The organism is Providencia sp. PROV201, from assembly GCF_028479545.1.
Lineage (GTDB): Bacteria > Pseudomonadota > Gammaproteobacteria > Enterobacterales > Enterobacteriaceae > Providencia > Providencia huaxiensis.
In genome coordinates this window covers 43362-55029 of record NZ_JAMPNW010000017.1, presented here as the reverse complement: position 1 = coordinate 55029, position 11668 = coordinate 43362, and the positions used below count along the sequence as shown (strand labels likewise).

At 38.9% G+C, this 11668-nt stretch carries 9 protein-coding genes; 2 read left to right on the top strand and 7 right to left on the bottom strand.

Translation table 11 applies throughout. The features are described 5' to 3' along the window. Positions 1–159 precede the first annotated feature (159 nt). Positions 160–2013: an RNA polymerase sigma factor RpoD gene (rpoD, locus tag PR809_RS14260; RefSeq protein ID WP_102137848.1), complete on the top strand. Its 1854-nt coding sequence runs from the start codon at positions 160–162 to the stop codon at positions 2011–2013. Positions 2014–2082: 69 nt separating this feature from the next. On the opposite strand, the gene PR809_RS14255 is transcribed toward rpoD, so the two are convergent. From PR809_RS14255 to PR809_RS14245, 3 genes are all read right to left on the bottom strand, one after another. Next, the gene (locus tag PR809_RS14255; protein ID WP_206276102.1) at positions 2083–3543 is read right to left on the bottom strand and encodes an MFS transporter; all 1461 of its coding nucleotides are present in this window, start codon (positions 3541–3543) and stop codon (positions 2083–2085) included. Between the two features lie 152 nt (positions 3544–3695). After that, positions 3696–4088, bottom strand: a complete 393-nt coding sequence (locus tag PR809_RS14250) for a hypothetical protein (protein WP_206276101.1) — start codon at positions 4086–4088, stop codon at positions 3696–3698. Then, complete coding sequence (locus PR809_RS14245) at positions 4089–5420, bottom strand: MFS transporter (protein WP_166264399.1); 1332 nt, start codon at positions 5418–5420, stop codon at positions 4089–4091. It abuts the gene before it with no gap. A 99-nt stretch (positions 5421–5519) separates the two neighbouring features. Between PR809_RS14245 and PR809_RS14240 the strand changes: the two genes are divergently transcribed. Continuing rightward, positions 5520–6419 carry a LysR family transcriptional regulator gene (locus tag PR809_RS14240; RefSeq protein WP_206276100.1) on the top strand — a complete coding sequence of 300 codons (900 nt, stop codon included), beginning with the start codon at positions 5520–5522 and terminating at the stop codon, positions 6417–6419. Positions 6420–6539: 120 nt separating this feature from the next. On the opposite strand, the gene PR809_RS14235 is transcribed toward PR809_RS14240, so the two are convergent. The 4 genes from PR809_RS14235 to PR809_RS14220 all read right to left on the bottom strand — a co-directional run bounded on the left by PR809_RS14235 (position 6540) and on the right by PR809_RS14220 (position 11667). Next, positions 6540–6839 carry an HdeA/HdeB family chaperone gene (locus tag PR809_RS14235; protein WP_036958008.1) on the bottom strand — a complete coding sequence of 100 codons (300 nt, stop codon included), beginning with the start codon at positions 6837–6839 and terminating at the stop codon, positions 6540–6542. Between the two features lie 420 nt (positions 6840–7259). Then, positions 7260–8360: an ABC transporter substrate-binding protein gene (locus tag PR809_RS14230; protein WP_166264393.1), complete on the bottom strand. Its 1101-nt coding sequence runs from the start codon at positions 8358–8360 to the stop codon at positions 7260–7262. Positions 8361–8480: 120 nt separating this feature from the next. Continuing rightward, on the bottom strand, positions 8481–10682 hold the full coding sequence (locus tag PR809_RS14225) for a TonB-dependent siderophore receptor (RefSeq protein ID WP_166264391.1): 2202 nt from the start codon (positions 10680–10682) through the stop codon (positions 8481–8483). Positions 10683–10896: 214 nt separating this feature from the next. After that, positions 10897–11667 carry a class I SAM-dependent methyltransferase gene (locus PR809_RS14220; RefSeq protein WP_102137855.1) on the bottom strand — a complete coding sequence of 257 codons (771 nt, stop codon included), beginning with the start codon at positions 11665–11667 and terminating at the stop codon, positions 10897–10899. Between the last annotated feature and the right edge of the window lies 1 nt (position 11668).

The window sequence follows — 11668 nt, the reverse complement described above, 5'->3', positions numbered from 1 at the left end:
AACGGCTTAAGTGCCGATAAACACAAGGCAAATGCCTGTAAAATGCTACGAAAATAAAGGGCGTAGCGAATAATAAATATTCCCTTTGTATGTTCTTGTTGGCCGAATGTTTCGCCGACCGACACCAATTAAAATACTCAGAAGTGTGGATACCGTCTTATGGAGCAAAACCCGCAGTCGCAGCTTAAGCTACTCGTAACCAAGGGTAAAGAGCAAGGTTACTTAACCTATGCCGAGGTCAACGACCATCTGCCGGAAGATATCGTCGATTCAGATCAAATTGAAGATATCATTCAGATGATTAATGACATGGGCATCCAGGTCATGGAAGAAGCACCTGATGCCGATGATTTAATTTTGGCTGAAAATACTTCCGATACTGATGAAGATGCAGCAGAAGCCGCTGCACAAGTGCTGTCCAGTGTTGAAAGTGAAATCGGCCGTACAACCGACCCTGTCCGCATGTATATGCGTGAAATGGGTACCGTCGAGCTTCTCACACGAGAAGGCGAAATCGACATTGCAAAACGCATCGAGGATGGTATTAATCAGGTTCAGTGCTCTGTTGCTGAATATCCTGAGGCTATCACCTATCTTCTTGAGCAATATGACCGTGTTGAAGCAGGAGAAAGCCGTTTATCTGATTTAATCACCGGCTTTGTTGACCCTAACGCGGAAGAAGATCTTGCACCAACAGCAACTCACGTTGGCTCTGAATTACCACAAGCAGAGCTTGATAAAGATGATGACGAAGACGAAGAAGATGAAGACGGCGATGACAGCGATAGCGATGACGATAACAGCATCGATCCTGAATTAGCGCGTCAAAAATTCTCTGATCTTCGTGAGCAATATGAAAAAACGCGTCAACATATTAAACAATATGGCCGTAGTGATGCGAAAACGGCAGCCGCTATTGAGCAGCTTTCCGAAGTATTTAAAGAATTCCGTTTAGTTCCTAAGCAATTTGACTACTTGGTCAATAACATGCGTGAAATGATGGACAGAGTTCGCTTACAAGAGCGTACCATCATGAAACTGTGTGTTGAACAATGTAAGATGCCGAAGAAAAACTTCATTACTTTATTTAGTGGTAATGAGACCAGCGAAACTTGGTTAACTGCTGCAAAAGCAATGAACAAGCCTTGGTCAGAAAAACTACTTGAAGTTGAAGAAGAAATTCTACGTTGCCTGCAAAGACTGCGTCAAATTGAAGAAGAAACGGGTCTGACAATTGAACAAGTTAAAGATATCAACCGTCGTATGTCTATCGGTGAAGCGAAAGCACGCCGTGCGAAGAAAGAGATGGTTGAAGCAAACTTACGTTTGGTAATTTCTATCGCTAAGAAATACACCAACCGTGGCTTGCAGTTCCTTGACCTGATCCAAGAAGGTAACATCGGCCTGATGAAAGCCGTTGATAAGTTTGAATATCGCCGTGGTTATAAGTTCTCAACTTATGCAACTTGGTGGATCCGTCAGGCTATCACGCGTTCAATCGCTGACCAAGCACGTACTATTCGTATCCCGGTTCACATGATTGAAACTATCAACAAACTGAACCGTATCTCTCGTCAAATGCTGCAAGAAATGGGCCGTGAGCCATCGCCAGAAGAATTGGCAGAACGCATGCTAATGCCGGAAGATAAAATTCGTAAAGTACTGAAGATTGCTAAAGAACCTATCTCTATGGAAACCCCTATTGGTGATGATGAAGATTCACATTTAGGTGATTTTATTGAAGATACAACTTTAGAACTACCTTTAGACTCTGCAACGTCAGAAAGCTTACGCTCTGCAACTCACGAGGTGTTAGCAGGCTTAACCGCTCGTGAAGCAAAAGTGCTACGTATGCGTTTTGGTATCGATATGAATACTGACCACACCCTTGAGGAAGTCGGTAAACAGTTTGATGTTACCCGTGAACGTATCCGTCAGATCGAAGCGAAAGCATTACGTAAATTACGTCACCCAAGCCGCTCAGAAGTTCTGCGCAGTTTCCTTGACGAGTAATTAGTTGATTTATACCTAAAAACACCTGCTCCGGCAGGTGTTTTTTTATGTCCGTAACCTCAATATCAATTAATTCACTGATTTATACCTTGCCATCAGGCATAACGTAATCATTATGGCTACCGCTCCACCTAACATCGCTACATTAAAACCAGAAACAAAAGCTGACCGTGTGACTTGCTCAATAAAGGCAGATGGCATTGCTGAAGAAGTTTGAATCAAATGTTTGATTTTCTGTGTCGATAACATCCCAACCAACTTGTCATCCTGTAATAGCTGCTCTACAGCGCGATGTGTCATCAACGTTCCCAAAAGAGCAATACCGAGGGTCATACCTGTTTGCCTCAATGCATTCATAACAGCGGATGCAATGCCGGAATAGGCCTTATCAACACTCGCCATGACAAGTGCCCCAATTGCAGGGGTAGACATTCCCATTCCAGCACCCAAAATAAATAATGTTATCGCAATAGGTATATAAGGTGTCTCAGCGTTAACACGAGTTAATAATAATGAAGCCAGCGCGATTAAAATAAAGCCAAAGATCATCAGATTTCGCACGCTTAAATAGCGAGAGAGTTTACCGAAAGAGAATGAAAAAATAGCCATGGCAATAAACTCAGGTGCCATGCGGATCCCCGCTTCAAATGCCCCCCAGCCTTGGCCTTTTTGTAAAAATAGCGCAATAAAAAATACATTGCTGTAAGTTGCAAAACCCAACGCAAAAGAAGCCATATTATATTGAAAGAAAAATGGATTTTTTTTAAATAAAAAGAAAGGTAGTAATGGCCGAGCTACGTGGCGTTCAACCCAAATAAACCCTAAGAATGCAATAGTCGCAATGATTAACCCACTCAATGTGAAATAGCTACCCCAACCTTGCTCTCCTGCCTCAATTAAAGCAAAGGTTAAACCACCTAATGCAATGATACTTAAAGCTTGCCCCATCGGATCCAGTGCGGCTTTATCTGGATCTGAACTTTCTTGTATCCCTAGCCAGCCTAACAGGAATGTTAGCAATCCTATCGGGATATTGATTAAGAATATCGTTGTCCAATTGAAGCTATCGACTAAAAAGCCCCCTAAGATAGGGCCGATAATTAAGGAAAGTGCACTCACGGCTGACCAGATGCCAATAATTCTTATACGTTCAATATCATTCGAGAAAGCTTGCGTAATGATAGAAAGTGCCCCTGGAATTAAAGCAGCGGCAGCGATCCCTTGAATTACCCGTCCCGCAATCAACACGTGTGGCGATGTAGAAAATGCACAAATTGCAGACCCTAGAGTGAAAATAACAATTCCTGTTAGCCAAATTTTTTTACGCCCATAACGGTCGCTAATAGGGCCAACAGACAAGATCAATGCTGACAAACATAGTGCATAGGCGTCAATAACCCATTGTAGCATAGACATATTCGCATCGAGATCACGCCCAATAGCAGGTAGTGCAACGTTTACAATACTGATATCTAACGTTGCCATAAAAGTGCCCAAGCAAACAGCTAGGATCAAAAAAAGTCGTCTCATTTTTTATACCTCATCTTCGATCATAGTAGCATGATAATACTCGACCGACCGACGGTCAACGAAAATGAGAATAAATATCATCTATGAACTTATGCTGTCTGTTGGTGATAAAACAGTAATTACTCTGTTTTATCACCCTCATTTTATCTCATTTACACTACTGGAGTTTCATGCAAATAAACCCAGACACACTTTTCTGCTTCGACCCTGATACATGCAGCAGAAATTCTTAACGACTCAATACCGTTTATTTGCTGTTTTTCTTGATATTGAACCCAGCAATAACCATTGTCTTCGCGTAATGGCATCAGATTAATACACTCTGTTGTAAATAATGTTCGAGCCCCTACATTCTGACTGAATAACTGAGTCACTTCATTTAATCCAATACAATGGCCCTGGGTTGTAACCATTTTAAAGTGCTCATCGAAACTGGCTAATAGAGGAGCCAAACTTTTATCACCATTTCTCCCCATAAAAACATTCTCAATTAAGACATGTACGTCCACAACGCTTTGCAGCGCTCTTTCCATTGTTTCACTCATTTATTTTTCCTTGATCACTGAAATTAATGAAAGTAACCCGAGTATTGATGCGATAAGAAACGTATATTGATAGCGTAATAAATCACTCGAAAAAGTCGTTAGGCTAAATATAGAAATAAATATGACGGCACCCACACTAAATGCGACTTGCCGATTAATATTCCACAAAACGCTCCCTTGAAGTAAATCTTTGTCTTTGAAGTCCATCAACGAGCTAATTTGTGCAGTATTGGCGCTCAATCCACCACCCATCCCCATCAATAAATAAGCGATTATTAATAAATAGAGCTGACTTGAAGATGAAACCCAATAAAGCAGAAAAATACCAAGGCTATGTAATGTAATACCAATAATAAATAATTGTTTTTTCCCTATCTGCAAATAAAGGCGCCCACCAGTTAGCATTGATATCACCGCTCCCAATGCATATAGCACCATGAATAACCCTGTTTGTGCCGCACTGAATCCCATGTTCTCTTGTAGATTAAAAATATTGAGTAAATTAACCCCTGTAAAAATACCGGGAACAGCATAGTAAACAATAAAAGCGTTACGCAGATTGGCGTTTTTCAATAACTGAAAATTTAAAATAGGTTCTCGACATTTTTTTGCATATTTAAGATAAACAATAAATACAAGGACAGAAGTAGAAAAACTCACCAAAGCCAATAATAAATTGTGATAGTCATTATAAAAAGAGAATGATAATAATAAGCTTAATAAACTTAAACTTACCATTATTAACCCCAAAATATCTGGCTTTTCTCTTATTGTTTTCCCATCATTTTTTATCCAAACCCAGGCAAGTACGGCCGTTAGCAATGAAAAAGGTAAATTAGCATAAAAAACCCAATGCCAAGATAAAGAATCAATAATTAAACCACCAATGGCAGGTGAGAATGCAGGCGCAATTAACGCGACTGTCATAATCAATGTTGATATACGCTGACGATCATTATTTGGAAATAATGCAAAAACGAGTGCCTGACCTACAGGAATTAATAACCCTCCCGCGGCTCCTTGGATAAAACGCCAAAAAATTAAACTATAAATTGAATCACTGCTCCCACTGAACCAAGCTGCAACAGAAAAGAGCAACATGGAATAGCAAAGTAGCTTTTGATTACCTAGCCTGCCTGCTAGCCATAAACTGATGGGCATCACCAGAACTAAACCTAAAATATAACCATTGGCAACCCAAGCAACTTGAGATTGGCTCGCTGAAAATGACGATGCAATATCAGGTAATGCTATCGCTGACATAAAAATATTAATACAATCAATAAAGAAACCGAGTAAAAATACTGTGGCGATTTTGTATCGATAAGTCATGGACTTCCTCCGGTGGCAAAGAATAGATTTAAGTACTTTCTTTGTCGATACAAGGGAGGTAACATGATTGTTTAATAAAAAAGAACAATAATTGTCATTATGCAAAAAAATCTCAAAAAGATTATCAGCTTTCTACAAGTTGTTGACTCCGGTTCATTCACGAAAGCCGCAGATATTTTAGGACTAAGCCGCTCTATGGTTAGTGTGGATATCAAACAATTAGAAGCTCAGCTCAATGTAAGCTTGCTAACACGAAATACGCGGAATATTGCATTAACAGAAGTGGGAAAACATTTCTATGACGACTTTAAACGTATTCAAAGTCAAATAGATGAAGCTTTTGAAAGAAGCCAAAATTTAGGCACTAATATTGCCGGTTTGCTGCGTTTTTCATCAACGAGTGAGTTTGGCCAACGTTTTATTTTGCCACTACTTCCTGAATTTTGCCGTCTTTATCCTAAGCTACGGTTACAATATTCATTTAACTCATCCTTAGACGACCTGATCACAGAAAAACTCGATTTATCCATTCGATTAGGCAACCTAAAGAACTCATCTCTTAAAATGAAGAAACTGGGTGAATATGAAATTTACTTAGTCGCCACCCCGGAATTTATAGAAAAACACCCAATAAAACAACTCACTGATTTAGCAAATGTTCCATGGATTAACCATGCCCTATTAAACTGGCAAGATCCGCAATATTTTTTACAGAACTCAAAAAATGAAAAATATTACTTACCTCTAATTAAAAACCAATATGAGTCTAATTCTGCCGCCGTTATTCACCATATGGTGTTAGCTTCTTTAGGTATTGCAATATGCCCTGCTTGGATGGTTGATGACGACTTGCGGTATGAACGCTTAGTTCATGTATTACCTGAATACCATTTACCTAAACAAAATATTCAATTACTTTATCCAAATACTCTTGTTTTACCGGCTAAGACACGTGCTTTTATTGATTACTTAGCTGATAAATTAGCTGTAAATAAATAAAAATATAGAGATAGACAGGTTAAATGTTTCAAAAATTTAGTTTCTAATCGACCATAGAATAAAAGCTTATCCTTCTCGTTGGTAATGCCTATTATGCCTTCCATGGCATAATAGTTTGCTTTATTTCTTAGATGCTAAATAATCTTGCAGAGTACCTTCCGGTTTTTTCTTACAAAACTCAACAATCTGAGGGACTTCAGCAACACTTTGCTCTGTTAGCGCAACATAATCCCCACCTTTAAATTGCGTTTCTTGGTTTGTTACCCATAACGCAACAGGTGCCCAACTTTGAGGATCTAAATTAATAAATTGCTGGCAAGTCATATTTTCAGGTGTAACCGTATTTTTGTCTGCTGCCATTGAGTTAAATGAAATTGTAGACACTGCAAATAATACGCTAGATATAATAACCTTTCTCATTTTGAACTCCATTGAAAATTTAAAATATAGAATTATGTGGCTAGCTATTATTAGCATATTATTTATATAAATTATATATTCTAATTTTGATGATTAAATTTATACTGAATTAAAAATAGAATAACAAACAATAAGAACAATAAATTACAAATGACAACTTAATTAGAGCATCAATATAAGATTTGTTTTTATAGAAAAGCCACTTATAAAAAGTGGCCATAAATATTTAACTATATTACTTTTACTTCCATCTCTGCAGGGTCTTTAATTGGTTCATTTACACAAAAGAAGTATGACTCAGAAGACATAAACATCATATCTAACCGATTAAAAATTTAATTTAAAATAAGTATCTAAGATAATAAAAACATGATTTACCATCTTGATACTTATACTTCAAAAGGCGAAGGGTGACTTTGTCTATAAACTCACCCAAAACACCCCTGTTTCTCGGATCTCTGTAAATTGATTTTGAAATTCGACTAAGTTTTGTTCTGGATTTAATGCGCTAAATCGTTCTGGATGCATAAATTTAGCCATAGCTTCAATGGCAAATATATTCATCGGGTTGTTGTAAAAATTATGGTAAATCGCCATAACGCGCTTTTCTTTAACTGCCGTTAATGATGAGATCCCTTGTCTATCCATTAATACTGATAACTGCTTCTGCACGTTAGCTTTATTTGCATTATATCCTAAGCTTACTGCGAGCGAGCGACGATTAAAGTTGTGCCAATCGGCGCCTGTCAGTAAATAATATTCTGGGTTTAATGTAATAATATTCTCAATGGAACTTTCAGCCCCTTTTGCAGGGAAGCTATCTGCAACAAGATTATTTCCGCCTGCCAGGGCCGCTAAAGAACCGTAACCTGAACGACCATAAAGTTGACAACAATTATCGCTAAATAACCCTGCATTCGCTTCAATCAAGACAGTTGGAAATGGCTGAGATAATTGGCTTTCAATCGCATCTAATTTTTCGTGGTACAGCTTCGCAAATCGTTCCGCTCTTTCTTGTGTTCCTAATAATTCACCTAATAATAAAATACTTTTTGGCGTGTTTTTCGCGATATCCATTCGAAAATCAATAAAAATGACTTGGATACCAGCGGCTTCAAGTTGCGGTAAAATTTGGCTATCACGCATCGCACCATAATTAGCCTTATGCATAATTACCACATCAGGCATTAACTCGATCAGTTTTTCAACTTGGAGACCGGCTTCACGAGTTTTCTTTAACGTTGGAATTTGGCCTAATTCAGGCAACACACTGAAATAAGCTTGTTTTAAATCTGGTGCGTATTGTGTAAGCGAATCACTCCAACCCGTGATACGAGATATCCCACTTTTACCCGCAGCAATATCTACTGGCAAAATATCACGGCTATCCACCAGAAATAACTTTTCAACGGGAAGATTAACTGTGACTTCACGGCCTTGTAAGTCGGTGATCACCGTTGGCGTTTTTGCCTGCCCCCAAAAGCTTAGTAAGCACAATAATCCTGTGAGAAATAATTTCATGGAAAATCTTTTACCTTAAATTTAAAAAGGTTGGTATGAATAAAGCCACTGTAAAGTGGCTTCAAACTGCTGCCAAATATATTATGTTTGGCAGCAAGTCGAATAGGTTTTGAAAATAAACTAGAACGTCACACTGTAATTCAGAGCAAAGGTTCGACCACGGCCTTTATAATCGTACAGGTTTGCAGCACCGTATTTAGGGCTATATAAGCTTTGTGCTCGTTGCCCCCAAATTGTGGAGTAATTTTTATCCAGTAAGTTTTCAACTGCAAAACTGACTTTACCCACTGGCAACATATAACTTCCTAATAAATCAACGGTATTATAGCCATCAAGTTTCTTACCAGCCGCATCCGTTAAATTGAACGTTTGCTGGCTTTGTAAACGTAGTGCCCAGTCATTCGGCTCCCAACCAATATAGGCATTCACTTTTGATGGGCTCGCGAAATCAACGCTCCATTTTTCCCAACTACCATCCACTTTAGTTTCTGATTTTTGTAGATTGAAGTTACTTCCAACACTCCAATCTGAATCAGCAAAGAAGTAATCCACAGCACCTTCTACCCCATAGATACGGCGTTTATCGGTTTTCATATAGATGCTCATGTCATCTTTATTAATGCCGTAGCTTCTATCAGATAATGAATAATAGGTAGCAACTTGCGTGCGCAGGTTTTCCCCTGTGTAGCGCCATCCTAACTCAAAGGAGTTAACCTTGATTCCTTTTACCTTGGTATCATTAATGTTAACGCTTTTATTTAGATGATAGTGGCCATTGGCATCTGGAGTCTTCGCATAGTCACCAGTTCCGTAATACTTAGCAATATCAGGAATTTCAAAACCTTGAGAGAAATTAAACCATGTTTGTTGCTCTTCGGTTAGGTTAACCAGCAGCCCTGCGTTAAACAGTAAGTTGTTGTAATCCGTTTTCCCACCCGGTACTGCATCGGCTGATTTGCCTTTGCCGTTAGCAATGGCTTCTTGCTGTGCATAACCAATAAAATCATCCACTTTATTTTCTGTGTACTGATAACGCACACCACCGCTTAACGTGAACATTGGCGTAATGTCATAACTACTTTGTAAAAATGTCGCCATATTCGTCGTGGTATAGCTTGGATAGCGGCCAATTTGGAAAGCTTTAGTTAAGTCCATTCCCCCGGATTCTTTCGCTTTATCTAAATCAAAAAACATTTGGTTCGCGCGAAATTGCTCATGCTCTGCATCCACACCATAAGTTAACGTTAATTCATCGATAGGTTGGCTATTGAACGTCAGCTTAGTTCCATAAAAATTGGTTTTTTGATCCGATGAGCTGATACTTGTAACATCTTTGCCTGTAAGGGTTGGGAAGGGATAAAACTTTTGTGATTCATCACGATAATAAACCTGTGCAACAAAATCCTGCCCAAATACATCTGCATTTGAATATTGTAAGTTGAGCAAATTACGCTCAGTTCCCGGCAAACGGTCAGAACTTAATTTACTGCTGTTATAAGCATCACCTTGCCCTTTAACCGCGGAAAAATTTTTTCCTAAATAGAGGCCGTGTTTACCATCAGACTCACTTTTATAATGCTGATAAACAGCTTGAACCTGTTGTTTTTCATCGATTTTGATAGTACCTGATGCCATCACATCCAAGCGATCAGAAAATTGTAACCCTGTTTGGGTATTATCGATATTAATCGCATTACCTTTACCATCATACCAACCGCCATAGCGTTGATAAGCAACAGAAACACGTCCGTGAGCGTTCTCGTTACCACCACTTACTGCTGCAGCAATATTTTCATCGTGATCTTTACCATTGTTAAAGCCTGTTTTTCCACCTAATTGAAGGGAAACTTGTTTTTCTTCTTGGCCTTTTTTCGTCACAATATTAATCAAGCCGCCGCTGCTACCGCCACCGTACATCGCCGTAGCACCTGAAATAACTTCGATATGGTTAATATTAAAAGGATCGATGGAGTCTAATTGGCGGCTATCACTACGAGAAGAGTTAAGGCGTACCCCATCAACCATCACAATCATTGAACGGCCACGCATATTCATGCCATAGTTTGTCCGCCCTTGGCCGCTGACACTCATTCCTGGAATAAGCTGCGCTAAAATATCTTTTAATTCTTTTCCACCTTCAGCTTGCTGCTCAATTTCAGCATTATCAATCACCCATGTGGTTTGTGCCATTTCTGAAACCGATTTATAGCCACGTGTAGCGGATACGGTTATGGATTCTTCTTTTTTATCAACGGCAAATACAGAGGGAGAAATAAAAGGGAGAACGCAAGGGGAGATAATAAAAAAATGCTTTATTTTCATTAAATTAAACCTTTACATTATTAGAATTGCTGTTATTGAATCTAAAAAATAAATCACAATGCATAATTAAATTACTGTTTATTATTTTATCAAATAATTATTAACAACAGTAACTAAGAATCAAGATAAATATAAGAATTATTATTATTAACAACAAAAAATGAAAGGTTATTCAGTACTAGTCACGCATCCTTGCGCAAAGCCTTCCTATTAATTACTTCACGCTAACGACAGCGATATAATTCAATTTTCCACGATTTTGCCGAAAATGACGGAACATACGCAAAAATTGGGGACGATTTTCTTTCTTCAATGCATTACGGACAATCTTTAATGCACCGAATATACCTTCATCGTAAATCAGCCCTTTTGGTGATAGCAACGTCATTGGCCCTGTATGAGATACCACTTGCTGGAAACCCGCTTGTTGAAATAATTCCACCCATTGTGTCTCAGGTAATGGCTGCGCTTTGACATTAATCGCCTGCTGCATTTGAGAAACCACATTTTGTACCGCTTGGGCATCCTTAAATGCAATATCGTGGGTTAATAGACAGCCCCCCGGTTTTAGTACTCGATAATACTCCTGCAATAACTTCGCTTTCGCTTTATCACCATACATGGTCAGCATGGCTTCATTAATGACCACATCAAAGCTGTTATCTTCAAATGGTAATTTTGATGCATCCGCCATTTGGATTGTCACTAAATCTGTTAACCCTTTATTCGCCACATTTTTTTGTGCTTGAGCGAGCGCCTGCTTATCCATATCAATACCCGTAATATGGCAATGAAATTGGGAGGCTATTTCAATAGCTGTGGTTCCCATATTACACGCGACTTCAAGAACTTGGCTGTTCTTGTGTAACCCTGATTGGCTAAGTAGCCACTCGGTGGCTTCTTTTCCCCCTGGGCGTAGGCGTTTTTTTCCCAAGCGCGCTAAAAATTTGTGCCCAGCTTCATGGGCGGTAAATGATTGGTCCATT

Coding starts and splice junctions, on each gene's coding strand:
- rpoD (WP_102137848.1), top strand. CDS start 160: ATGGAGCAAAACCCGCAGTCGCAGCTTAAGCTACTCGTAACCAAGGGT.
- PR809_RS14255 (WP_206276102.1), bottom strand. CDS start 3,543: ATGAGACGACTTTTTTTGATCCTAGCTGTTTGCTTGGGCACTTTTATG.
- PR809_RS14250 (WP_206276101.1), bottom strand. CDS start 4,088: ATGAGTGAAACAATGGAAAGAGCGCTGCAAAGCGTTGTGGACGTACAT.
- PR809_RS14245 (WP_166264399.1), bottom strand. CDS start 5,420: ATGACTTATCGATACAAAATCGCCACAGTATTTTTACTCGGTTTCTTT.
- PR809_RS14240 (WP_206276100.1), top strand. CDS start 5,520: ATGCAAAAAAATCTCAAAAAGATTATCAGCTTTCTACAAGTTGTTGAC.
- PR809_RS14235 (WP_036958008.1), bottom strand. CDS start 6,839: ATGAGAAAGGTTATTATATCTAGCGTATTATTTGCAGTGTCTACAATT.
- PR809_RS14230 (WP_166264393.1), bottom strand. CDS start 8,360: ATGAAATTATTTCTCACAGGATTATTGTGCTTACTAAGCTTTTGGGGG.
- PR809_RS14225 (WP_166264391.1), bottom strand. CDS start 10,682: ATGAAAATAAAGCATTTTTTTATTATCTCCCCTTGCGTTCTCCCTTTT.
- PR809_RS14220 (WP_102137855.1), bottom strand. CDS start 11,667: ATGGACCAATCATTTACCGCCCATGAAGCTGGGCACAAATTTTTAGCG.